This window comes from Nocardia sp. NPDC059228, from assembly GCF_042754245.1.
In the GTDB taxonomy this organism is placed as follows: Bacteria; Actinomycetota; Actinomycetes; order Mycobacteriales; family Mycobacteriaceae; genus Nocardia.
Genome location: NZ_JBHZAL010000005.1, coordinates 153,852 through 176,374, shown reverse-complemented (window position 1 = coordinate 176,374; position 22,523 = coordinate 153,852). Strand labels below are relative to the sequence as shown.

Below are 22,523 nucleotides of genomic sequence, written 5' to 3'. Positions count from 1 at the left end.
AAAGGGGCTGACCGATGACTTCGGCCACGGACGGGCTCCTGCGCCCCAGCGACGGCGACGCTCTGCGTGCTGAGCTGCGCACTCTCGCTTCCGCCAGCAAGCTTCCGGTCGTCTTCGGCGGCGAGGTGCACGCGGGCATGCTGGTGCTCAGCGAATTCGTCGGCACCCGCACCAACGGCATGCGCGGGCTGGCCGTCGCACCCAGCTCCGGGCTGGGCGGCTCGGCGGTGGTGACGGGCAAGCCGCGCTCGGTGTCGGACTATCGCTCGGCCTCGACCATCACCCACCACTACGACGCCCCGGTGCTCGGCGAGGGACTGCGCGCGGTGGTGGCGGTGCCGGTGGTGGTGCGGGGCGAGGCACGCGCGGTGCTGTACGTGGCCAATCGGGACTCGGGGGTGATCGGCGACCGCGTCGCCGACGAGATGGTGCAGGCCGGGCGCCGGCTCGCGACGGAACTGGCCATTCGCGACGAAGTGGATCGGCGGCTGCGCCTGTCCTGCGCGCGGGAGTCCACGACGAGCGCCCATGCCTTCGTCGCCGAATCCAATGCCGTTGTCACCGAACAACTCCGGGATCTGCACGCGGAACTGCGCGGCATCACCCAGGTGGTCTCGGAGGCGTCGGCCCGCCGGCGCCTGCGCGAGGTGACCGAGAAGCTCGCGCGCCTGGTGTCGGGTGTCGCGGCCCCGGACGACGCGGTGAGCCTCGCGCCCCGGGAACTGGACGTCCTCGCCCACGTCGCGCTGGGCTGCACGAATTTGGAAGCGGCGCAGCGACTTTCGGTGCGACCGGAGACGGTCAAGAGCTATCTGCGCAGCGCCATGACCAAACTCGGCGCACACAACCGCCACGAGGCGGTCGTGCGCGCACGCCGCCTCGGGCTCCTTCCGTAACCGAATGTCGCAGGCAGCGGCCCGCGGCCGGACTCAGTCCGACACGAGGTGGCGGATCGATTCACCGCCCTTGGCGTGATGGAGCCGCCCGAACTTGCTGTCGAGCAGGTGCGCCATGCTGTCGGCGGCTCCGGTGTAGGCGTCCTCGGCGGTGGCCGCGCGGTGGGTGGTCGCCACCGGTGGCTGGCCCTTGGGCCGTGCCTCGAGGCTGCACTTCTTGTCCTCGGAACCACCCTTGTGCCCGTTCACATCGGTGATGTGGGCCTCGACCCGGGTGAGGTGATCAGCGAATCGATCCAGAATCGAAGCGATGGTGTCCGTCGCTTCCTCGGCGATCGCGCCGCCGCCGATGTTCTTGTCGGCGAAGACCTGGATTTGCATGGCATCTCCAATCTCTCGGGTAGCAATCCCTGGAGTAACCGAGGGCTTGCTGACACCTCCGACCCTACCCACTCCGACTGAGAGTGGCATGTGGAATAGATCGCGTAGCGGCGTACGGCTTTTCGTGATCCGTGCTCAGCGGGTGGCCAGATCCAGGACGGTGAGGGCGAGGTCCGTGGCGGCCTCCGGGTGGCCGAGGGCGCGGGCGGCGGCCGACACGGCGGCGCGGGTCCCGGCATCGGTCAGGAGTTCGGTGAGGGCCGTGCGGAGGTTCGCGACGGTGGCGTCGTCACCGACGAGGGCGCGAGCGGCGTTGTGGTCGGCCAGGATTCGGGCATTGCGAATCTGCTCGCCGCCGACCGAATGCGGGTACGGAATCAGCACCGAGGGCTTGCCCAGCGTGGTGAGCTCGGCGAGAGTTCCTGCGCCGGAACGGGATACGACCACGTCGGTGAGCGCCAGCACATCGGGGAGCTCGGGGCCGACGAACTCCCGCACCAGGTAGCGGCCGCGCACGTCCTCCGGGAGGGTGGCGGCGTGGTCGCGAACCTGCTCGAAGGAGAGTCGTCCGCACTGGTGAATCACATTGGCGGAGTGGAGGAGTTCGGGTAGCAGCTGCCCGATCAGCTCGTTGATCTGCACCGCGCCCTGCGCACCGCCGGTGATGTAGACCGTCGGCAGGCCGGGGGTGTAGCCCTCCCAGTCGAGAGCCTTGACCGCCGCGGCCGGATCGCCGGTCGTGAGGGTCGGGCGAATCGGGTTGCCGGTGACCACGGCCCGGTCCCGGGCGCGCGCGGGCAGCATGGCGATCGACGCCTCGGAGCTGAGCGCGATGCGGTCGGCCATCCGGGCCAGCAGCAGGTTGGCCTTGCCGACGCCGGTGGTCTGCTCGTGGATCACCAGCGGCCGCCGGCGCAGCGCGGCGGCCATCCCGATCGGGGCGCACACGTAGCCGCCGGTGCACAGGACCGCGTCCGGGCGGAACCGGCGCACCACGCCCTGGGCGGTGAGGACGCTGACCGGCACGCGCAGGGCATCCCGCGCATTGTCCTTGTTGAGCATCTTGAGCGGATTGCGGTCGCGGCGCAGCTTGCCGGCTTTGATGCCGGTGAAGTCGATGTCGTTCTCCGCCGCGACCCGCTGCTCCAGGCTGTCGGGCACGCCCACCCACAGCACCTCGGTCGCGGCCCCGGTCTCGGCCGCCAGATCCCGCAGCGCCCGCACGGCCGCCACCGCCGGATAGGTGTGGCCGCCCGTGCCGCCACCGGCGACGATCACGCGCACCCGGCCACGGTCGCCCAGTCGCTGCAGGATCGGAGCGCGGTCGGCGGCGGGATTCGGCATGGACGATCCTCCTGGTGTGGGTGGCGGGTGCGGGTGGCGCAGCGCCCAGGCTATCTCGGGTGGGGGCGGGCGGGCCGGTTCGGGAGGTACTGGTCGGTCGGCGAAGATTGCGAGGTGTTGGCGAGACGGCGACGGGCCTCTACCATGGTTGTGACGCTGATCACGTTGTCGCAGTGAGAGTTCTGACGCGGTTCGTTCGACATATCGCAAACAGCAGCGCAATACCGGTGCCGCCGGCGACCGGAGTGCACAACCTCCAGCGAGAGGGCCCTGAATTGAAGCCCTTCACCCTGCCCGATTTCTACACCCCGCATCCCGCCCGGCTCAATCCCCATCACGGGTACGCCCGCGCGCACTCCAGCGCGTGGGCGCTGCGCATGGGCATGCTCGGCGAACTCGGAGTCGACGGCAAACCCATCTGGGACGCCGAGAGATTGGACCGTATGGACTACGCGCTGCTGTGCGCGTACACCCATCCCGACTGCGACGCCGAGGCTTTGGCGCTGCTCACCGAGTGGTACATCTGGGTCTTCTATTTCGACGACTGGTTCCTGGCCGAGTACAAGTACACCGGCAACCGGTCCGAGGCCACCCGCTATCTCGCGCGCCTGGAGCTGTTCATGGCCGAACCCGGCCGTCCCGCACCGGAACCCGAGACGCCGTCGGAGGCCGGACTGGCCGACTGCTGGGCCCGGACCGTGCCGGTCATGTCCCCGGGCTGGCGGCAGCGCATGCGCCGCTCCACCCACAACCTCATGGTCGAATCCCTCTGGGAACTGGACAATATCGCCCGCGACCGGGTGGCCAATCCGGTCGAGTACATCGAGATGCGCCGCCGGGTGGGCGGCGCGCCCTGGTCGGCCAATCTGGTGGAGTTCGCCTGCGGCGCCGAGGTGCCCGGCCGTTTCGCCGCCGAGCGGCCGCTGCGGGTGTTGTGCGAAACCTTCTCCGACGCAGTGCATCTGCGCAACGACCTGTTCTCCTACGAGCGCGAGGTCCGGGTCGAGGGCGAGAACGCCAATATGGTGCTGGTGCTGGAACGGTTCCTGGGCCTGCCCACGCAGGCGGCCGCGGAACTGACCAATGACATGCTGACCTCGCGGCTGAAGCAGTTCGAGGACACCGCGTCGGTCGAGGTGCCACAGCTGTTCGTGGAACACGCGGCCACCCCTGCCGAACAGCTGGCCGTCGCGCGGTACACCGGGGGCCTGCAGGACTGGCAGTCCGGCGGGCACGAGTGGCATCTGAGGTCGAGCCGCTACATGAACAGCGGCGTCGACCGCGGTCCGACCGGGCTGGGCACCGCGGCCGCCCGGCTCGCGCCGGGGTTGCGAATCCAGCTCCGGCAGCACGTTCCGCCGCCGCGAACATCCGGACCGCTGCCGGTGCGCGGGCTGGTGATGCCGTATCGGGTGTCGATGCATCCGCAGGTGGCGCTGGCTCGCGCGGACGGGCCGAGGTGGGCCGCGGCCGTCGGGCTGCTGGATCCGCGGGTCGGCTGGACGGCCGAGACCGTGGCCGCCGCCGATTTCGCGGGGCTGATGGCCATGCTCGATCCCGGGGCCGATGCGGCCGCGCTGCTGCTGCGCACCCGCTGGTGCACCTGGGGCACCTACGCCGACGACCTGGCCACCCGGGTGTTCCGGGTGGAACCGGTATCCGGCCGAGATCAGTTGCGGCGCTTGCCACTTCAGCTCACCGACAGCCCGCCCGCGCCGCTCACCGCACTCGAATACGGCTTGGCCGCGCTGTGGCGCGATACCGCGGCCGGCTGTGACGAGACGGGGCGTGAGCGCTTGCGGGCGGCCCTGATCGAGCTGTTCGAGGGCTGGGAGTACGTGTTGGAGAACGAGATTCGGCACCGGCTGCCCGATCCCGTCGACTATCTCGAGCAGCGACGCCTCACCTCGGGCGGGCCGCTGTTCTGCGCACTGGACGCCCTGTATTCGCCCGAAATTGCCGCCGACCCAAGGATTTCGGAAATATCGGACTCCAGTATTGTTCGGCAGCTGCAGAATTCGGCCCACGACTACGCTGCCCTCGTCAACGATCTCTATTCGTATCAGAAGGAGATCGAATACGATGAGGAGATCTACAATCTCGTGTATCTCACCCAGTCCTTCCTTGGCTGTTCCCGAGAGCATGCGGCCGATATCGTCGTCGATCTCGCCAATGAACGGTTGACGCAGTTCGAACTCGTCGCGCGCGAACGGCTGCCCGAATTCTTCGCCGACCACGAGCTGCCCGGCGAGGTGCGAGCGGCGCTGCTCGGCCATGTCGACCGGCTGCGAGATCACATGGCCGGAAATATGCACTGGCACACCAGCACCGGCCGCTATTCCGAGCAGACCCTACGTGCCTCCCGTCCAAGGCCGGCCATCACCGGTCCGCTCGGCCCCTTCGTCAGCGTGCTCGCCGATCGAGCGAGCCGCCGCTGACCGTTGCGCCGCGGCCGCCCGGCGGTGTGGCGGCTGTGGGGCATCGAGGACGCGGTCCTGGTCGGGGACGCCCTGCACAGCTTGGCCAGCTGGATGCTGGACGAATGCCTGGAAACCCTGCGGCGCAAGGGGGCCGCGCTGCTGGGTTGCGCCTGCGCCCTGGGTGCGCTGTGCGCGGGCGCGGAGGTGGTGGCGGCCATGGACCGGTTCGGCCGCCGCGGATCTGCTGGCGCCGGCCGGTTGTGCCGGGCGGCGATAAATCGAATTCGGACAAATGAATTCGACCGGACGGTTCATATTTTGCGGCAATATTTTTTCGTGATGTGACCGTCAAGCGCGCTTAACTCGTGGGCGGCGCATATAGCGGATCGCTTGTGCTGGTGATGCTGGTTTCCCTGCGCGCCGGGTAGCGCAATGTCGTGGGACTTAGGTAATCGATTCACCGGAATCCGTTGCTCTAAAACTGCTGGGCTGTCACGATATCCCACACGCGGTGAACGGGTTCGGTGCGATTCGCCGTCGAATTGTCGACCAGGCGCGCAACTTTCACATTCCGATGCTTCCGGGCTGCGATACGCCTCATTTCGCCGTGCCTACTTCCCAGGAGTTCGAGCATGACTACGGGAGCTGTCGTCGCCCTCGAGCCGCCCCGCGACGCACCCGGGCGGTCCCTGCTACCGCGCCGCCGCCGTGGCGCCGGCGGCATCAACGATGTGCTCCCGCCGAGACCGCCGCAGCCCATGCCGCGCGGCGGTCAACGACCCCTCACCCCGAGGAAACCAGAGAGGACGCAATGAACACATCGAGCAATGCAGGTGCCCCCGGCAGCATGACCGACCGGGTGTCGACGCTGGTGAAGGTCCTGCGCTCGGAGGTGCCCGAATGCATCGCCGCGGGCGCCATCGACATGGCCACCGGGATGCTGCTGGCGGTGGAGACCGTCGACAACCATCCCCGGGAGGTCCTCGATCTGCTGGCCACGGCCGCCCTGGAACTGTTCCAGGGCCGCAATGTGTTGATGATCGAGAACATCTGGAAGGAGCGGCGCGGAATCCGGTTGGACCACCACTACTTCCAGGAGATCCTGGTCAACAGCGACAATCTCACCCACCTGTTCGTGCGTGCCGAGAGCCGCGAGGACGTGGTCGTGGTGGTGGTGTGCCGCAAGTCGGTCAATGTGGGCATGCTGTTCGCCCAGACCCGGCGGGTGCTCGAGGACGTCGGCAGGCTCTGATCATGCGCGCAGCGGGCCGGCCGGATCAGGGAATGCGGCCCACCGCGCCCAGCATGGACACCGCCTCGGGACGCGGATGCGGCCGGTACTCCTCGGGCCGCCAGAGGGTGACCGCGGTGATGCCCGGCGGAATCAGGGTGAATCCGTCGAAGAACTTGGCGAATTCGGCGCTGGAACGCAATTGGAACGGCACGCCGCTGCGGGCATTGGCCTCCGCGGAGCGGGCCAGGTCGTGCTCGTCGAGGTAGTCGTTGGTGGCGTGCGACATGACCAGGTAGCTGCCGGGGGCCAGGGCGTCGGTGAGCTGCCGGACTAGGTCGTAGGGCCGTAGCTCGTCGGTCATGAAGTGTGCGACCGCGACCACCATGAGCGCGACCGGCTTGCTCAGGTCGATGGTGGCCAGCAGGTCGGGATGGGTCAGGATGTGCTGCGGGTCTCGGAGGTCGGCGTCCAGATACGCGGTCCGGCCCGCGGGGGAGCTGTTGAGCAGATCGCGAGCGTGCACCAGCACGATGGGGTCGTTGTCGACGTAGACGATCCGGGACTCGGGGGCGATGCCCTGCGCGATCTCGTGCACGTTCCCGGCGGTGGGCAGGCCGGTGCCGATGTCGAGGAACTGGCGGATGCCCGCCTCACCGGTCAGATAGGCGACCGCGCGGCGCAGGAAGTTGCGGTTCTCCACCGCGGACAGCTGCACCGTCGGGAACGCCTCGGACACCGCGTCGGCGGACTCGCGATCGGCGGGGAAGTTGTCCTTGCCACCCAGCCAGTAGTCGTACCGGCGCGCCGGATGCGGTTTGGTGGTGTCGACGCGGTCCGCCGCTGATTCCGAGTTCAAAACGCTCACAATCCTTTTCGGCTACTGTCTGAATCTGTCAGCTCCAGTTGCGGATCGGTAGCGACTCTGTACCTTCGGAAACCGGCAGAGCCGTGCGCCCGCCCCCGCAGCATCGCCGGAAGGTTCGTCATGCAGTTGCGCTACAGCCCGTTCGATTTCGATGTCCATGCCGATCCGTACCCTTACTATGCCAGGTTGCGCAGCGAGGCCCCGGTCTACCGGAACGACACCGACGACTTCTGGGCCTTCTCGCGCCACGCCGACGTGCTCGCGGCACTCCGCGATTCGGACCGTTTCTCCAGCGTGAACGGCCTGCGCATGGAACCGGCCTTCTGGGGGCCGCAGGCCGAACGGTTCTTCTCCTTCGTCGCCATGGACCCGCCCAAGCACACCCGGCTGCGCGGCCTGGTGACGCGCGCGTTCACCGCGCACCGGGTGCAGTCGCTGCAGCCGCGGCTGCGCGAGATCGCGACCGGCCTGCTGGAACCGCTGCTGGAGCGCGGCAGCTTCGACCTCATGGCCGAATTCGCCGGGCCCTTCCCGACCGAGGTGATCTCCGAGCTGGTCGGCGTGCCCGAGAACGATCGGGAGATGCTGCGCAAGCTCGGCATGGAGATCATGTACACCGAGGAGGAGTCCACCGATCTGCGGCCGGAGGCCATGCAGGCCATCGGCGCGCTGGTGGGCTACTACACCGAGCTCACCATCGAGCGCAGCAAGTCCCGGCAGGAGGATCTGCTCTCCGGTCTGCTGGATGCCGCCGACGGCGATGACCGGCTCACCCCCGAGGAGATCGTCGGCGTCCTGATCCTGCTGGTCGGGGCCGGCATCGAGACCAGCATGCTCACCTTCGGCAATGCCTGGCACGCCGCCTGGCTGCACCCCGACCAGCGCCGGCAGGCCCTCGACGGCCGCATCGACGACTGGATCGCCGAGGCCATGCGCTGGGACCCGGCCACCCAGACCCAGCTGCGCACCACCACCGAACCGGTCGAACTGCACGGCGTGTCGATTCCCGCCGACGCCCGCATCCTGCTGCTCACCGGGGCCGCGAACCGCGACCCGGAGGTCTTCGCCGATCCGGACACCTTCGACCTGGACCGCGACACCTCCGCCTCCCTGGTCTTCGGCAGCGGCCGCCACCACTGCCTCGGCTCCAACCTGGCGCTGCTGGAACTGCGCACGGCGCTGCATGAAATCGCCTCGCGGGTAACCGATTTCGAGGTCGACCCGGCGGGGCTGCAGCGCATCCACGCCTCCAACAACCGCGGCTTCGCGAGCCTGCCGACCACGGTCACGCTGCGCTGAGCGCTACCTCCGTGCGGTGCCGCCGCCGGTCCGGTTCAGCGCAACGAGCCGGGCAGGCGGTCGGTCACCAGGCGGGTGTACGCGCGCAGGGTCAGGCACATCGAGAGCCAGCACGCGCCGATGAGCCAGCCGGCCAGGACGTCGGTGGGCCAGTGCACGCCCAGGTAGAGGCGGGACAGGCCGACCGCCACGGCGAACAGGACGGCGACGGTGATCACCAGGATGCGGGTGAACCGGCGGGCCAGGCCCGGCAGGAGGACCGCGACCAGGATGCCGGCCACGACGGTCGAACCGAGGGCGTGCCCGGACGGGTAGGAGTGATTGGTCTCGGTGACCAGATGGTCGATCACCGGGGGCCGATCGCGGGCGACGAGAAGTTTGCCGAAGAAGACCAGCACCCCCGCGCCGGCCGCCGCGACGGCGACGAGCACCGCCTGGTCCCAGTACTTCCGCCACGCCAGCAGCACGCACGCCAGGATCGCGTAGATCGCCACCGAGGTGGTGTCCCCGGCCGCGCTCACCGCCTTCGCCAGGCCGGTCCAGGTCGCGGTGCGCTGGTCGATGAACCACTGCAACCAGGGGGAATCCGGTCCGGCCGGGCCGTTGTACCAGACCACCACGCAGGTCAGGACGACAATCACGGCAGCCAGCGCCAGCGCGACCAACGTGCCGGTGAGGGTGCGGCCGGGGAATCCGGCGGGCCGTTTCGTGGTGGACGCTTCCTTCTGCGCAGGGGGTGAGGACAGCATGCCACCGAGGTTGCCATGGCATCGCTGAGAGAACGTTGAGAGCGCGGCCGGGCGGGGCCGGGCCGCCCCGCGGCCGGATCGTCGGGCATGCTGGTGCCCGTGCGGGTGCTGGTGGTCGAGGACGAGGAGCGGCTGGCGCGGACCGTGCAGCGCGGGCTCGAGTTGGAGGGGTTCGTCGTACAGCTCGCCCACACCGGGACCGACGGACTGTGGGCGGCGGTCGAGGACAGCTTCGATGTGATCGTGCTGGACATCATGCTGCCGGGACTGAGCGGCTACGAGGTGCTGCGCCGGCTGCGCGCCCGGGACGTGACCACGCCGGTGCTCATGCTGACCGCCAAGGACGGCGACTACGAGCAGGCCGACGCGCTGGATCTCGGCGCCGACGACTACCTGACCAAGCCCTTCTCCTTCGTGGTGCTCATCGCCCGGCTGCGCGCGCTGCTGCGCCGGCGCGCACCGCAGCGGCCGGTGCTGCTGACGGCGGGCGATCTCGTCCTGGACCCGGCGCGGCGCACGGTGCGGCGCGGCGAGACCGCGCTGACGCTGACCCCGCGCGAATTCGGGCTGCTGGAATTCCTGTTGCGGCACAAGGGATTGGCGCTGACCAAGATCGAGATCCTGCGCAATGTGTGGGACGCCCACTACGACGGTCCGGAGAACGTGGTCGAGGTGTACATCGGCTACCTGCGCAAGAAGATCGATGCGCCGTTCGGCAGCACCAGCATCGAGACGCTACGGGGCGTCGGCTACCGCATGGTCGACCCCGACTGGTCCGGCGACGGGCAGGTCGATGACGAATCGGGCTCCGCCCCACGGTGATTCGCCGATCCTGACCGAACCGCCGTGCGCGGCCACGATTTCCGCGACGATGGCCAGGCCGAGCCCGGAGCCACCGGTGGCGCGGGCGCGGTCGGCCTCCAGCCGCACGAAGCGGCCGAAGACGCGCTCGCGGTCGGCGGCGGGGATGCCGGGGCCGTCGTCGTCCACCAGTACCCGGGCGGTGTCGCCGTCGCGCCGGACGGTCACCGCCACCGTGGTGCGGGCGTGCGCGGCGGCATTGTCGACGATATTGCGCAGTGCCCGAGCCAGTTTCGGTTGATCGCCACGGATCCGCACCGGCTCGATCGCCGTCCGCACCGTGCGGCCGCCCCGCGCCCGCAGGGACGCGGCCTGCTCGCCGGCCAGATCGTCGAGATCCACATCGCCGGTGCGCATGTCGAGCCCGCTCTCGTCGGCGGCGGCCAGGGTCAGCAGATCCTCGATGAGGTGCCGCATGCGCTCGGTCTCGGGCAGCAGTGTGCCGCCGATCAATTCGGCGTCCAGCACCTCGGGCCGGTCCCGGGCGAGCTCGAGGGCGGCGGTGACCGCGGCGAGCGGGCTGCGCAGTTCGTGTGAGGCGTCGCCGACGAAGCGCCGCTGGGCCGCGTGCCCGGCCTCGATGCGGGCGAGCATGTCGTTCATGGTCTCGGCCAGCCGGGCGATCTCGTCGCGCGCCACCGGCACCGGCACCCGCTCCGACAGTCCGGCCGCGCCGATGCCCGCCACCCGGCTGCGGATCTCCTCGACCGATCGCAGTGACCGCCCCACCAGCAGGTAGGTGGCCAGCGCGGCCGCCGCGACCACCAGGGGCCCGCCCACCGCGACCAGGACCGCGACCCGCTTCACCGCGTGCTCGGCCGATTCGCTGTCGCCCGCGACCAGCACGAGGTACCGGCCATCCGGCGCGGACAGGGTGCGGGCCGACACCCGCAGATCCTCGTCGTACGCGGAGACCGGCCGGCGCGCGGTCTCTCGCGCGCCCACTGTCCCCGGGTCCAGCAGCGGTGCCGCCAGCTTCGCGTTCGACTCCCGCGCGATCCGCCCCTGTGGGTCGATGACCTGCACCACTCCGATCTGTCCGGTCGCCTCGAACAGCGAGTTCGGCAGCTCGGCCACCGAATTCCGGGTCAGCTCACCGGCGATGGTCTCGGCCCGCGTGCCGGCCGCCGTATCGATCTCCCGCAGCAGCGACCGATTCAGCAGTCCGAGCATGGCTCCCGCCGCCAGCAGCAGCACCGCACCCACGGTCAGCGCGGCCGCGATGGCCGACCGAATCCGCAACCCCCAGTGCGAGGGCCGCAACCATTCCCGGATCCGATTCACGCCCCCATCATGGGTCACCCGCGCGCCGGGTCGTCCAACAGGCCGCGGTTGACCAGGCCGAGCACCTGATCGACCGCGAAATCGATGTCGGCGCGGGTGGTGGGCAGTGACCCGTCCAGCAACAGCGCGGCCAGGCCGTGGACCGCCGACCAGGCGGCGATATCCGCACCGGGCCGCAGCTCCGGGTCGAGGAGTCCGGCGGCCTGCGTCTCGTCGAGGACCTGGCCGAGGATGCGGTGCGGGTCGTCGGCCGGTTCGTCCGCGGTATCGGATGCGGCGGGCGAGTGTGCGCCGAAGGCGGTGCGGAACAGGCCGGTGTGGGTGAGCGCGAAATCGATGTAGGCCGTGCCGACCGCGTGCAGGCGGCCGCGCGGATCGTCGGTGCGGGCGATGCGCCGGCGCATCTCGGCCGCGAGTGCGGCGCGGGCGCGGCGGGATACCTCGGCGAGCAGGGCCTCACGATCGGTGAAATGCCGGTAGGCGGCCGAATGCGACACCCCGGCGGTGCGGGCGACCTCGCGCAGGACCACTCGGTCGGGTCCGCCGTCGTCGGCCAGCACGAGCCCGGCGTCGACGAGGGCCGCGCGCAGGGCGCCGTGATGATAGGTGGTGCGGCGGTCGGGGGCAGCTGGACTCATAACGTCAGGATTGCACATTCGGCAGAGATGTTGACGACGGTTACATGAGCTCGCATAATCGTAGATGTGACCAATGGAAACATCGTGGTCCGTCATCCGGCCTTCGAATGAAAAGTGCTGATATGAACGACATTTCCATCGATACCCCGTATGCCTCCGGCAACTCCCGGACGGATATCGAGAAGGCCCTGCTCGCGGCCGGGCACGACCTCGATCGGCTACGGCTCGCCGACCTGGCGCTGGTCGAGGACTTCCACACCATGGGCCGGATCGCCACGGGTGCGCTGGCGGAACTGGCCGGTCTCACCCCGGCGTCCCGGGTGCTCGATGCCGGCAGCGGAATCGGCGGCACCGCACGGTATGTCGCGGAAACCTACGGATGCCGGGTCACCGCTGTGGATCTGACCGAGGACTACTGCGAGACGTCGCGCTGGCTCAATCGCCTGGTCGGGCTGGACGACCGGATCTCCGTGCGGCAGGGCGACGTCACCGCGCTGCCCTTCGCCGACGGCGACTTCGACGTGATTTTCAGCCAGCACGTGCAGATGAACATCGCCGACAAGGCCACGCTGTACCGGGAAGCACGGCGGCTGCTGAATCCCGATGGCCTGCTGGCCATCTGGGACATCACCACCGCTTCCGGCGCCCGCCCCGACTTCCCCGTCCCGTGGGCCGACCGCTCCGAGCAGAGCCACCTGGTGACCCCGGACGATCTGCGCGTCACCCTGGAGCGCTCCGGTTTCGCCCTCGACCACTGGGACGACCTCACCGACCAGGCGGGCCCGATCATGCGGGCCGTTCTGGCCGCCCCGCCGAATCCCGTTGGGCTGCAGGCCTTCGTCCCGAACTTCCCGGTGAAGATCGAGAACCTGACCCGGGCGCTCGCCGACGGCCGGCTGCGTGCCGTTCGCGCGGTCGCGCGCGCTCTGCCGTAGCGCGGGCCGGATCGGGGAGCTCCGGGTGCGGGTTTGCGCGGTTGACCGCAGCCGGAGCTCCCCGATCATGAAAGTTACCGGGGGACCGGGATTCCCGCAGACCAGACGCCGCGGATATGCGTTGTGGCCGTGATGTCGGCGAGCGGATCGGCGTCGAGCAGAACCAGGTCGGCGCGCAGACCCGGGGAGATCGCGCCGCGATCGGTCAGGCCGAAGTACTTCGCGGGCAGGGCGGTTGCGGCATCGAGGGCCTCGGCGGGGGACAGTCCCGCGCTGACCAGCAGCTCCAGCTCGTGGTGCAGGCTCGCGCCGAAGGCCGGGTTCACGGGCACGCCGGGGGAGGAGTTGGCGTCGGTGCCCGCCAGGATGGGGACGCCGGCCGCGCGCAGCGCACCGACATTGGTCAGGGCGTCGGCGAAGGCTCCGGGGACGCCGCGGGCGGCGGCCATGCCCTCCATCATGGTCAGAGTCGGGACGACGACCTTGCCCTCGGCGGCCAGGCGGGCGATATCGGCCTGTGGCAGGGCGACGCCGGCGGGGATGTGGGTAATGATGTCGACACCCGCATCGAGGGCCATGGCGTATGCGCCGGGGGTGGCGGCGTGGGCGATGACGAGCAGATCGCGGGCATGAGCTTCGGCCACAACGGCTTTGGCCGCGGCCGCGTCGGGGCCGCCGTCGCCGGGGGCCTCCAGCACCAGCTTGATGTAGTCGGAGCCGGTGGAATGGCGCTGGGAGACAGCGGATTCGGCCTGGTCGGCGCTGCGGATGATGGCGGGTTCGCCGAGGAACTTGCCGTGCATGCCCTCGGGGCCGACGATGGCCATGCCCGCGCTGCGAATATCGCTGGTGCCGACGGTATTCCGGAGCTCGGCCACCACCTCGGCGGGGCTGGCCATATCGAGCCCGGTGGTCACGCCGTGGGCGGCGAGCAGCCCGGGAGTCTGCGCGTCGCGGATGTGGACGTGGGCGTCGATGAAGCCGGGCAGCAGGATCGCGCCGCCGGCGTCGAGGCGTTCCGCGCCGGTGTCGTCGGTGCCGATGCGGTCGCCGTCGATGACGATCGTGGTGGGTTCGGTGAGCGCGCGGCCGTCGAAGACGCGGACATTGTCGAGCGCCGTCCGGCTCGCTGAACTTGAAGAGGTCACCGAACCAGCTTCCTCCCATTTACGCCGGGCGACACTGCGTTTCGGCTCAGCGCCGGCGGGGCAGCAGGCGGCGGGAGACGTGCTCGGTCACGGCGTCCGCGATCGGCGGCACCGTCGGCGTGGGCCGGGTGGGCGGCGGCGGGGCCGAGCGGGCGTCGGCGGAGATGCGGATCAGCAGCGCCAGGATGATGTAGTTGGCCAGCAGCGACGAACCGCCGTAGGACATGAACGGGGTGGTGAGACCCGTCAGCGGAATTAGTTTGGTGACACCGCCGACCACCACGAACAGCTGCCAGCCGATCGAGAACGCCAGCCCGCCGCCGAGCAGCTTGCCGAAGGCGTCGCGGGTGGTGAGGGCGGCGCTGAAACCGCGGACGCACAGGATGAGGAACAGCGCCAGCACGGCGGCCAGGCCGATCAGCCCGAGCTCCTCGCCGATGGTGGAGATGATGAAGTCGGTACCGGCGAACGGCACGTCCTGCGGCCGCCCGCTGCCCAGCCCGGTCCCGGCCAGCCCGCCGGTGCCCATGCCGAACAGGCCCTGCGAGATCTGGTATCCGGTCGTGTAATAGGTGGCGAACGGGTCTCGCCACACCTCGACGCGGACCCGCACGTGCCCGTACAGCTGGTAGGCGATGACCGCGCCGACCGAGAACATGGCCAGGCCGATGAGCAGCCACGCGGCCCGCCCGGTGGCGATGTACATCATGGCCAGCACGGTGCCGAAGACCAGCAGCGAGAAGCCGAGGTTCTTCTCGTACACCAGCACCAGCACCGCGATGAAGGTGACCAGCAGCAGCGGGGCCAGATCCCGCAGGCGCGGGAAGGTCATGCCCAGGAAGCGTTTTCCGGCGGTGGTGAACAGGTCCCGGTTGGCGACCAGGAAGGCGGCCACGAAGATGATCAGCAGCACCTTGGCGAACTCACCGGGCTGAATCGAGAACCCGCTGATCAGGATCCAGCTCTTGCCGCCGTTGACCTCGCTGAAGCGGGAGGGCAGCAGGGCGGGGATGAGCAGCGCGACCACCCCGGCCAGTCCGCAGGTGTAGCCGTAGCGGGCCGGTTTGGTGTGGTCGGGCACGAAGACCAGCACCAGCACGAACAGCAGCATGCCCAGGCCGGTCCAGATCAGCTGATGCGCCGAGTCCGAGGACGGTATCGGTTCGCCGGCGTTCTTGGCCTTCACCACCTCGGCGCGGTCCAGCCGGTCGATGAGCACCAGCCCGATGCCGTTGAGCAGCACCACGCACGGCAGCAGCACCGGGTCGGCGGCGGGCGCCCAGCGGCGCACGGCCAGATGGGTGACCAGCACGAAGACCGTGAAAACGCCGAGCGCGCGAACACTCTGGCCGTCGAAGCCATTGCCGGTGGCCGAGGTCATGGCCAGGTAGGCGAAGGCGATCAGGGCCAGCGCGGCCACGCAGAGTAGCAACTCGGCATTGCGCGGAACTCGCCCTCTCGACCGTGCCGGGGGAGGGCTGTGCCGAAATGCGCTCACACCGAACAGTATCGCGTGCCGTAGCGGATGAGGAGCCAAAGCAGTAGTGCTTCGGCCAGGGCGGTGAACACGGTGAGGAATCGGCTGAAGTGACTGGCCAGTACATTCACCACGGTCAGCGACAGAATGCAGCGGGCGACCAGCACGATCAGCAGGAAGGCGGTGTCCACCGTGGCACCGGCGGCCGCGTCATCGCACCGAATCAGGTGGTCATCGCACCGAATCAGGTTCCGGGAGCTTCATCCGGATCAGTAGGGGTGGGCGGTGGCGGAGAAGCGGGGGGAGAGCTGATCCGTGAGGGGGCGGGGGAAAGACTGGTGGGCGGGGTCGCCGTCGGAGGTGTAGCGGGCGGTGGGGTTCGCCGCGAACCAGTCGAGCCAGTAGGTGGAGTCGAAGGGGACTGCGGTGCGGCCGGAGCGGATTCGGGGGAGGCCGGTCGGGTCGAGGGTGGCGGCGAACGGGGAGGGGGCGGGGTCGGCGCCGACGAGGAGGACGGCGGCGAAGGTGTACGGGGTGCCGTCCCAGGTGCCGGAGGTGGCGAGGGCGTGGTCGGCGGGATAGACGCCCAGGGGGAGGGCCATGGAGTGGACGACGGTGCCGGGTGCGGAGGTCGTGATGGCGCGGACGTTCTGGACCAGTTCGCGCTGAACGTCGGTGGGGGACAGGTGCGCCAGGTTGGGGTGGGTGGCGGTGTGGGCGCCGATGTCGTAGCCGTGGCGGACCAGCCAGGCCAGGGCGCGGGGGTCGTCTCCGAACGCCTCGTTGTTGACGTAGAAGGTGGCGGTGGCGGCGAAATCCGGGTGGCGGGAATGGAATTGCTCGAGCAGGCCGACCGCGCAGTCGGGGGTGGGGTCGCCGGAATCGCCGAGGGTGAGCTGGGTTCGGGTGGAGTCGTCGAAGGTGAGGACCACCGGGTGAGTGCCCGCGGGTAGGTCGATGGCGCCCGCCAGATACTGGGCGATGGTGATCGGGCGATAGCCGTCGGTGTAGAGGCGGTCCAGCTCGGTGGTGAATTTCGTTGGCGTCTGGTCGTATTCGCTGCCGGGCTCGGCCTCGATGCGGTGGTACATGAGGATCGGGATCCGGCCCAGCTCATTGGCGGCCACCGTGGCCGGATCCGGCGGTCTCGAGGTCGGTGGGGGTGCGGTGACGGCCGCGGGGCGCGGCACGGTGGCGGTGGTTGCTCCGCAGGCGGTGGCGGTCGCGCACAGCAGCGCCGCCGCGACCATCCGCAGCGTCCTCGACGCCTTCATCGCCGCAACGCTACGCGGCGACAACGGTTTTGAGGTGATCTCGGCGAAAAACGGCCGACGCCTGCGTGCAGGCGCGATAGTGATGCCAACAGCTGTCAGTGGAAGTTGGTGTGTACGTTGCTCATGCGACTCCGGTCGATCCGCCGCCGGCGGTCCACCCTGCTCGCGATCGGCGCGGTCGTGGTTCTGGTGCTCGCCGCGCTGGTGTTCGTCTTCGGCCGCAGTCGCCCCTCGGCCGCCGGCGCCGACACCCGCCCGGCCCGCCTGGAGCTGGCCCCGACGGCCGCCGCGACCTCCTATCGTGATCCGGTGACGGTGCGCGGCACCGCGATCGGCGCGAAGCAGGTGTCGGTGGGCGACCGGTCCGTCCAGCCCGCCAAGGACGGATCCTTCGAGATCCAGCTGCCGCACGCACCGCTCGACACCACCGTCGTGGCCACCGGCGCCGCGGGCGACCGCGTCACCGCCCCGCTGCGAGTGGAGGTGGCACTGCCGCGCATCCGGGCCGTTCATGTCACCGCCTACGCCTGGGCCTACGACCCCATGCGCGATGCCGTGCTCGACATGGCACGCGAGGGCCGCATCGACACCGTCGAACTCGATATCAAGGACGAGGACGGGATGGTCGGCTACGACTCGCAGGTACCGCTGGCGCGCGAATCCGGCGCCGCCACCACGATTTACGACGCGCCCGCCGCGCTGAAGCAGCTGCACGATATGGGCATCAAGGTGGTCGGCCGCATCGTCGCCTTCCGTGATCCCACCCTGGCCGGCTGGGCCTGGCACAACGGCCGTCCTGACTGGGTGATCCAGAACCCGTCCGGCCAGCCGTACTCCAGCGGCTACGGCGCGATCGCCTTCACCAACTTCGCCAGCCCCGAAATCCGGTCCTACAACCGGGATCTCGCGGTCGAGGCGGCCCGGCTCGGCTTCGACGGCGTCATGTACGACTACATCCGCCGCCCCGACGGCAATCTCGCGAGTATGCAGTTCCCGGGCCTGGCCGAATCGCCGTCGGACTCCATCGCCAACTTCCTGCGCGACTGCCGCGAACCCGTACACGATGCCGGAGCCTCGCTGAGCGCGGCCGTCTTCGGCATCGCCGCCACCCGCCCCGACGAGATCGCCCAGGACATCCCGTCCATGGCCCGCTACACCGACTTCCTGGCCCCGATGCTCTATCCGAGCCACTGGCACTCCGGCGAATACGAGGTCGCCAATCCGAATGCCCAGCCCTACGACATCATCTTCCGGTCCCTGCAGGACTTCCGTGCCCGCACCGCGGGCACCGACGCCCAGATCATCCCGTGGCTCCAGGATTTCAGCCTCGGCGTGGCCTACGGCGACGCGGAGGTGAAGGCGCAGATCGACGCCACCTACGCGGCGGGCTACAACGGCTTCTTCCTCTGGAACCCCGCGGTCAGCTACCACCCCGGCGCTCTCGCACCCAACTGATCTGCCTCGCAAGGCTTCTCGTCGGGGCGGCCCGCCGATTGCGTCCGGGTCAGGCGGTGGTGGGGCGGTCCGCGAGCCCCAGGCGCAGGTGTTCGCTGTGGTAGATGGCCTCGTCCAGCAGTTGCGCGACGTGGTTGTCGTAGAGGCTGTAGACGATGCTGCGGCCGGTCCGGGTGCCCACGACCAGCCCGAGATTGCGCAGCAGGCGGAGCTGATGCGAGACCGCGGACTGCTCCATGCCGATCGACGACGCCAGTTCGGTGACCGCGAGCGGGCCCTGGCGGAGCTCGCTGAGGATCAGTAGCCGGCTGGGGGTGGCCAGCGCCTGCAGGGTGGTCGCGACATGGGTGGCGGCGTCGGCGTCCAGCCGTGCCGTCGGCCGATCGCGGCCCTCGACGCCATGTCCCATAACACAGGAGGGTACCTCGAGGAACTTTATACACATGAAGACGTCTTCATGTGTTCTGGTATCGTCGCGGCGGTCAGGGGTAGCAATGGAGGTGAGTCGTGGTCGTGGCGACGCCGGTGCAGGCAATCGCGCAGCCGGAAGTGGCGGTCCGCCGGACCCGCCTGTTCGAGCTGGCCGAGATGCGATGGGCCGCAGTCGCCCTCGCACTGTTCCTGCTCGGGCTGGCCGCTCAGCTGGCCGGCGCGCCGAGCTGGCTGTGGTGGGGGCTGTACCTGGCCTGCTATGCCGCGGGCGGCTGGGAGCCGGGCTGGGCCGGGCTCCGGGCACTGCGCGCGAAGACCCTCGACGTGGACCTGCTCATGGTGGTGGCGGCGCTCGGCGCGGCGGCCATCGGGCAGATCACCGACGGGGCCCTGCTGATCGTCATCTTCGCGACCTCCGGGGCGCTGGAGGCGCTGGCCACCGCGCGGACCGAGGATTCGGTGCGCGGCCTGCTCGACCTCGCGCCCGAGACCGCGACCCGGCTCACCGTCACCGGTGAGGAGACCGTGCGCGCCGCCGACCTGAACATCGGCGACGTGGTCCTGGTCCGCCCCGGCGAGCGAATCGCCGCCGACGCCACCGTGATCGACGGTGGCAGCGAAGTGGATCAGGCCACCATCACCGGCGAACCGCTGCCCGTGGACAAGACCGGCGGCGACGAGGTGTTCGCCGGCACCCTGAACGGCACCGGGGCGCTGCGGATCCGGGTGGATCGCCGCGCCGAGGACTCGGTGGTGGCGCGCATCGCCGTCCTCGTCGAACAGGCCGGGCACACCAAGGCGCGCACGCAGCTGTTCATCGAGAAGGTGGAGCAGCGGTACTCCCTCGCCATGGTCGCGGTGACCCTGGCGGTGTTCGCGATTCCCCTCGCCCTCGGCGACCCGCTGCAGCGAGCCCTGTTGCGCGCCATGACCTTCATGATCGTGGCCTCCCCGTGCGCGGTGGTGCTGGCCACCATGCCGCCCCTGCTGGCCGCCATCGCCAATGCCGGGCGGCACGGCGTGCTCGTCAAGTCGGCCGTGGTCATGGAGCGGCTGGGCGTGACCACGCGGGTCGCCTTCGACAAGACCGGGACACTGACCCGCGGCGCCCCGCACGTCGACGAAATCCGCAGTGTCGATCCGGAATTCAGCGAGCCGGAGCTGCTGCGGCTGGCGGCGGCCGCCGAACTCGACAGCGAGCACCCGCTCGCGGCGGCCATCGTGCGCGCGGCCCGCGCCGCGGGGCGGCAGCTGCCGGCCGTCGAAGGATTCGCCGCCGATCCCGGGCGCGGCGTCAGCGCCCGGATCGGGCAGCGCCGGATCGCGGTCGGTTCTCCGGCGGCGCTGCTGCCGAGCTCCGGGCAGGGTGCGCCGGACGGGGACCGGGCCGCCCGCACGGCCGTGGACGAATTGCAGGAGAAGGGATTCACCGCGGTCGTCGTCTCCTGTGATGCGCGCCCGATCGGAGTGCTGGCGATCACCGATCAGCTCCGCCCCGAGGCCGCCACCGCGATCGATCTCACGGCCCGCGTGACGGGATCCGCCCCGATTCTGCTGACGGGAGACAACAGCCGCGCCGCGCATCGGCTCGCGGCTCGGGTCGGGCTCAGCGACGCCCGCGCCGAATTGCTCCCGCACCAGAAGGTCGATGCGGTGCGGGCGCTGCAGTCGGCCGGTGACCGGGTCGCGGTGGTCGGCGACGGCATCAATGACGCACCCGCGCTCGCCGCCGCCGACACCGGAATCGCCATGGGCGGAGCGGGTTCCGACCTGACCCTGCAGACCGCCGATGCCGTGGTCGTGCGCGACGACCTCACCGCCATCCCCGCCGTCATCGCCCTGTCCCGGCGCGCTCGCCGGGTGGTGGCGGCCAACCTGGCCATCGCCGCGATCTTCATTGCGGTCCTGGTGATCTGGGACCTGATCGGTACCCTGCCCTTGCCGTTGGGCGTCGCCGGACACGAGGGCTCGACCGTGATCGTCGGCCTCAATGGTCTGCGCCTGCTGCGCCGCGCGGCCTGGCGGCGGTCCGCCTCCTATCGGTCCAGCACGTAACTGCCCGGAGCGGCCTCGATCGGCTGGAATCGGGCGTTGCCGAGATGCGCCGGTGCGGGCACCAGCTCACCGGAGCGGTCGCCCAGCCATTGCGCGAAATCCGGCCACCACGAACCCTGTTCGGTGGTGGCGGTGCGCTGCCACGCTTCGGGGTCGAGGCTGTTGTCGTCGGAAACACGATAGCTGGACTTGTGATTGTCCGACGGGTTGACCAGGGCCGCGATGTGGCCATTGGTCGACAGCACGAAACGCACCTTGCCGCCCAGCATCTGGCTGCTGCGGTAGCAGTTGGTCCACGGGCAGAGGTGGTCGGCCGAGCCCGCGACCACATAGGAATCGGCGGTGATCCGCTTCAGGTCGATCTCGGTGCCGAGCACGGTGACGCCGCCGGGCCGGGCGAGCTTGTTGCCCAGCGCGGTGTCGAGGAAGTCGCGATGCAGTTTCGCCGGCATCCGGGTGGTGTCGGCATTCCAGAACAAGATGTCGAAGGCCGGCGGCTTGCGGCCCTGCAGATAGTTGTTGACCCAGTAGTTCCAGACCAGGTCTCGCGGGCGCAGCCACGCGAACACCGCGGCCAGCTGCTTGCCGTCCAGATAACCCTGCCGCCGTGAGCGGGCGATCGCGGCGGCGGCGGCCTGCTCGTCCACCATCGCGCCGAACGCGTCCTCACGGGCCTGGTCGAACATGGTGACCAGCAGATCGAGGCTGGCCAGCCGGTCGAAGCCCGCGGTCTCGGCCCGATAGGCCGCCGCCATCGCCGCGAGCAGCCCGCCCGAGCAGGCGGCGAGCACGTGTGCCGTGCTGTGACCGGTGATCTCGTCGACGGCGTCGAACGCCCCGGCGACGGCCTCGACGTAGGCGTCGAAGCCCCACTTGCTGTGCCGCGCATCGGGATTGCGCCAGGACACCACGAACACCTGCTGGCCCTGCCCCACCAGGTACTCGATGAGGCTGCGCCCCGGCGCCAGATCGAGCACGTAGAACTTGTTGATGGTCGGCGGGATGATCAACAGCGGTACCGTGCGCACGGTTTCGGTCTGCGGCCGGTACTGGATCAGCTCGAACATCGGCGTCCGCAGCACCACCGCGCCCGGGGTGATGCCGAGGTCGGACCCGACGCGGAACGCGGACTGATCGACCATGGACGGGATGAACGGGGCATGGCTGAAGTCACTGATCAGCTGCTGTGCGCCGGTGCGGAGATTGCCGCCGCCGGTGTCGATGATCGCCTTCCAGGCCACCGGGCTGAGCAGCGGATTATTGCTCGGTGCGAGCGCCTCGACGAGATTCGTGGTGAGGAATTTGATCCGCTCGGCGTCCTGCCACTCCAGAGGCAGGTCCTGCACCAGGCCCTCGGCGGCGATCCCGGCGGCCAGATAGGCCTGTACCACGCGGCGCAGCAACGGATTTCCCGTCCAGGCGGGATCGGCGAACCGCTTGTCCCGGCTGGACGGGGCGACGGTGGAGGAGCCGGCCGCGATACGGGTCAGCTCCGCGACCAGGGTTGCCGCCCGGTTCGCGACGCGCCGGGGCCGCCGCGCCATCGCCAAGAGCAGGCTCAGTCCCGGGCGCCCTGGCAGGAACCGGCGGGCGATCCCGGTCGTGGCCTCGGTGAGGATCAGGTCCGGGGGTGCGGAGACATCCAGATCGGTCATGACAGTCCTTCTGGGAGAGACGATTTCACGTTCGATGAGATGGGCGAAGGTCGCCGATGACCCGCACCTGTCAATCGTCGGAGAGCCGCGCGGGCAAACCTATGTGCCCGGGAAACATGAA

General features: G+C 69.7%; 21 protein-coding genes. 9 read left to right on the top strand and 12 right to left on the bottom strand.

Going from position 1 to position 22,523, the window contains the following annotated elements:
- The first annotated feature begins 14 nt into the window (after positions 1-14).
- Entirely contained in the window at positions 15-896 is an 882-nt protein-coding gene (locus tag ACFXKA_RS11075) for a response regulator transcription factor (RefSeq protein ID WP_379427050.1), read from the top strand.
- 33 nt (positions 897-929) lie between these two features.
- Here the strand turns inward: ACFXKA_RS11075 and ACFXKA_RS11070 are convergent, their stop codons facing one another.
- Both ACFXKA_RS11070 and ACFXKA_RS11065 read right to left on the bottom strand, forming a co-directional pair.
- A complete protein-coding gene (locus tag ACFXKA_RS11070; RefSeq protein ID WP_354835934.1) occupies positions 930-1,277 on the bottom strand; it encodes a ribosomal subunit interface protein in 348 nt (115 codons plus the stop codon).
- 135 nt (positions 1,278-1,412) lie between these two features.
- Positions 1,413-2,621: a glycosyltransferase gene (locus ACFXKA_RS11065; RefSeq protein ID WP_379427049.1), complete on the bottom strand. Its 1,209-nt coding sequence runs from the start codon at positions 2,619-2,621 to the stop codon at positions 1,413-1,415.
- 275 nt (positions 2,622-2,896) lie between these two features.
- Between ACFXKA_RS11065 and ACFXKA_RS11060 the strand changes: the two genes are divergently transcribed.
- From ACFXKA_RS11060 to ACFXKA_RS11050, 3 genes are all read left to right on the top strand, one after another.
- Complete coding sequence (locus ACFXKA_RS11060) at positions 2,897-5,059, top strand: germacradienol/geosmin synthase (protein ID WP_379427048.1); 2,163 nt, start codon at positions 2,897-2,899, stop codon at positions 5,057-5,059.
- A 3-nt stretch (positions 5,060-5,062) separates the two neighbouring features.
- Positions 5,063-5,386, top strand: a complete 324-nt coding sequence (locus ACFXKA_RS11055) for a hypothetical protein (protein WP_379427047.1) — start codon at positions 5,063-5,065, stop codon at positions 5,384-5,386.
- 502 nt (positions 5,387-5,888) lie between these two features.
- Positions 5,889-6,293, top strand: a complete 405-nt coding sequence (locus ACFXKA_RS11050; RefSeq protein ID WP_379427046.1) for a hypothetical protein — start codon at positions 5,889-5,891, stop codon at positions 6,291-6,293.
- A 25-nt stretch (positions 6,294-6,318) separates the two neighbouring features.
- Here the strand turns inward: ACFXKA_RS11050 and ACFXKA_RS11045 are convergent, their stop codons facing one another.
- Entirely contained in the window at positions 6,319-7,140 is an 822-nt protein-coding gene (locus ACFXKA_RS11045) for an SAM-dependent methyltransferase (RefSeq protein WP_379427045.1), read from the bottom strand.
- 120 nt (positions 7,141-7,260) lie between these two features.
- On the opposite strand from ACFXKA_RS11045, the gene ACFXKA_RS11040 reads away from it, so the two are divergent.
- Positions 7,261-8,439 carry a cytochrome P450 gene (locus ACFXKA_RS11040; RefSeq protein ID WP_379427044.1) on the top strand — a complete coding sequence of 393 codons (1,179 nt, stop codon included), beginning with the start codon at positions 7,261-7,263 and terminating at the stop codon, positions 8,437-8,439.
- Positions 8,440-8,474: 35 nt separating this feature from the next.
- Here ACFXKA_RS11040 and ACFXKA_RS11035 read toward each other — a convergent pair whose 3' ends face one another.
- Positions 8,475-9,188, bottom strand: coding sequence for a phosphatase PAP2 family protein (locus ACFXKA_RS11035; protein WP_379427043.1), 714 nt, complete (start codon positions 9,186-9,188; stop codon positions 8,475-8,477).
- Between the two features lie 99 nt (positions 9,189-9,287).
- Here ACFXKA_RS11035 and ACFXKA_RS11030 point away from each other — a divergent pair, with 99 nt between their 5' ends.
- On the top strand, positions 9,288-10,010 hold the full coding sequence (locus tag ACFXKA_RS11030) for a response regulator transcription factor (RefSeq protein WP_379427214.1): 723 nt from the start codon (positions 9,288-9,290) through the stop codon (positions 10,008-10,010).
- On the opposite strand, the gene ACFXKA_RS11025 is transcribed toward ACFXKA_RS11030, so the two are convergent.
- Both ACFXKA_RS11025 and ACFXKA_RS11020 read right to left on the bottom strand, forming a co-directional pair.
- Positions 9,924-11,333 (bottom strand): sensor histidine kinase, encoded by a 1,410-nt coding sequence (locus ACFXKA_RS11025; protein ID WP_379427042.1) that lies wholly within the window; start codon positions 11,331-11,333, stop codon positions 9,924-9,926. The genes ACFXKA_RS11030 and ACFXKA_RS11025 overlap by 87 nt on opposite strands.
- 14 nt (positions 11,334-11,347) lie before the next feature.
- Positions 11,348-11,971 (bottom strand): TetR/AcrR family transcriptional regulator, encoded by a 624-nt coding sequence (locus ACFXKA_RS11020; protein WP_379427041.1) that lies wholly within the window; start codon positions 11,969-11,971, stop codon positions 11,348-11,350.
- A gap of 122 nt (positions 11,972-12,093) precedes the next feature.
- On the opposite strand from ACFXKA_RS11020, the gene ACFXKA_RS11015 reads away from it, so the two are divergent.
- On the top strand, positions 12,094-12,906 hold the full coding sequence (locus tag ACFXKA_RS11015) for an SAM-dependent methyltransferase (protein WP_379427040.1): 813 nt from the start codon (positions 12,094-12,096) through the stop codon (positions 12,904-12,906).
- A 74-nt stretch (positions 12,907-12,980) separates the two neighbouring features.
- Here the strand turns inward: ACFXKA_RS11015 and ACFXKA_RS11010 are convergent, their stop codons facing one another.
- The 4 genes from ACFXKA_RS11010 to ACFXKA_RS10995 all read right to left on the bottom strand — a co-directional run bounded on the left by ACFXKA_RS11010 (position 12,981) and on the right by ACFXKA_RS10995 (position 16,805).
- Positions 12,981-14,054, bottom strand: a complete 1,074-nt coding sequence (locus tag ACFXKA_RS11010) for an amidohydrolase family protein (RefSeq protein WP_379427039.1) — start codon at positions 14,052-14,054, stop codon at positions 12,981-12,983.
- A 46-nt stretch (positions 14,055-14,100) separates the two neighbouring features.
- Positions 14,101-15,552 carry an FtsW/RodA/SpoVE family cell cycle protein gene (locus ACFXKA_RS11005; protein ID WP_354835910.1) on the bottom strand — a complete coding sequence of 484 codons (1,452 nt, stop codon included), beginning with the start codon at positions 15,550-15,552 and terminating at the stop codon, positions 14,101-14,103.
- Positions 15,549-15,722, bottom strand: a complete 174-nt coding sequence (locus tag ACFXKA_RS11000; protein WP_354835908.1) for a hypothetical protein — start codon at positions 15,720-15,722, stop codon at positions 15,549-15,551. Before ACFXKA_RS11000 ends, ACFXKA_RS11005 begins: the two co-directional genes overlap by 4 nt.
- Positions 15,723-15,800: 78 nt before the next feature.
- Positions 15,801-16,805 (bottom strand): polysaccharide deacetylase family protein, encoded by a 1,005-nt coding sequence (locus tag ACFXKA_RS10995; RefSeq protein ID WP_379427038.1) that lies wholly within the window; start codon positions 16,803-16,805, stop codon positions 15,801-15,803.
- A 123-nt stretch (positions 16,806-16,928) separates the two neighbouring features.
- Between ACFXKA_RS10995 and ACFXKA_RS10990 the strand changes: the two genes are divergently transcribed.
- Positions 16,929-18,260 carry a putative glycoside hydrolase gene (locus ACFXKA_RS10990; protein ID WP_379427037.1) on the top strand — a complete coding sequence of 444 codons (1,332 nt, stop codon included), beginning with the start codon at positions 16,929-16,931 and terminating at the stop codon, positions 18,258-18,260.
- A gap of 49 nt (positions 18,261-18,309) precedes the next feature.
- On the opposite strand, the gene ACFXKA_RS10985 is transcribed toward ACFXKA_RS10990, so the two are convergent.
- Entirely contained in the window at positions 18,310-18,669 is a 360-nt protein-coding gene (locus ACFXKA_RS10985; RefSeq protein WP_379427036.1) for an ArsR/SmtB family transcription factor, read from the bottom strand.
- 179 nt (positions 18,670-18,848) lie between these two features.
- Between ACFXKA_RS10985 and ACFXKA_RS10980 the strand changes: the two genes are divergently transcribed.
- Positions 18,849-20,747 (top strand): heavy metal translocating P-type ATPase, encoded by a 1,899-nt coding sequence (locus ACFXKA_RS10980; protein ID WP_379427213.1) that lies wholly within the window; start codon positions 18,849-18,851, stop codon positions 20,745-20,747.
- On the opposite strand, the gene ACFXKA_RS10975 is transcribed toward ACFXKA_RS10980, so the two are convergent.
- On the bottom strand, positions 20,729-22,402 hold the full coding sequence (locus ACFXKA_RS10975) for a PHA/PHB synthase family protein (RefSeq protein WP_379427035.1): 1,674 nt from the start codon (positions 22,400-22,402) through the stop codon (positions 20,729-20,731). The genes ACFXKA_RS10980 and ACFXKA_RS10975 overlap by 19 nt on opposite strands.
- Positions 22,403-22,523: the final 121 nt, after the last annotated feature.

Coding starts and splice junctions, on each gene's coding strand:
- ACFXKA_RS11075 (WP_379427050.1), top strand. CDS start 15: ATGACTTCGGCCACGGACGGGCTCCTGCGCCCCAGCGACGGCGACGCT.
- ACFXKA_RS11070 (WP_354835934.1), bottom strand. CDS start 1,277: ATGCAAATCCAGGTCTTCGCCGACAAGAACATCGGCGGCGGCGCGATC.
- ACFXKA_RS11065 (WP_379427049.1), bottom strand. CDS start 2,621: ATGCCGAATCCCGCCGCCGACCGCGCTCCGATCCTGCAGCGACTGGGC.
- ACFXKA_RS11050 (WP_379427046.1), top strand. CDS start 5,889: ATGACCGACCGGGTGTCGACGCTGGTGAAGGTCCTGCGCTCGGAGGTG.
- ACFXKA_RS11040 (WP_379427044.1), top strand. CDS start 7,261: ATGCAGTTGCGCTACAGCCCGTTCGATTTCGATGTCCATGCCGATCCG.
- ACFXKA_RS11035 (WP_379427043.1), bottom strand. CDS start 9,188: ATGCTGTCCTCACCCCCTGCGCAGAAGGAAGCGTCCACCACGAAACGG.
- ACFXKA_RS11020 (WP_379427041.1), bottom strand. CDS start 11,971: ATGAGTCCAGCTGCCCCCGACCGCCGCACCACCTATCATCACGGCGCC.
- ACFXKA_RS11015 (WP_379427040.1), top strand. CDS start 12,094: ATGAACGACATTTCCATCGATACCCCGTATGCCTCCGGCAACTCCCGG.
- ACFXKA_RS10995 (WP_379427038.1), bottom strand. CDS start 16,805: ATGAAGGCGTCGAGGACGCTGCGGATGGTCGCGGCGGCGCTGCTGTGC.
- ACFXKA_RS10990 (WP_379427037.1), top strand. CDS start 16,929: ATGCGACTCCGGTCGATCCGCCGCCGGCGGTCCACCCTGCTCGCGATC.
- ACFXKA_RS10985 (WP_379427036.1), bottom strand. CDS start 18,669: ATGGGACATGGCGTCGAGGGCCGCGATCGGCCGACGGCACGGCTGGAC.
- ACFXKA_RS10980 (WP_379427213.1), top strand. CDS start 18,849: ATGCGATGGGCCGCAGTCGCCCTCGCACTGTTCCTGCTCGGGCTGGCC.
- ACFXKA_RS10975 (WP_379427035.1), bottom strand. CDS start 22,402: ATGACCGATCTGGATGTCTCCGCACCCCCGGACCTGATCCTCACCGAG.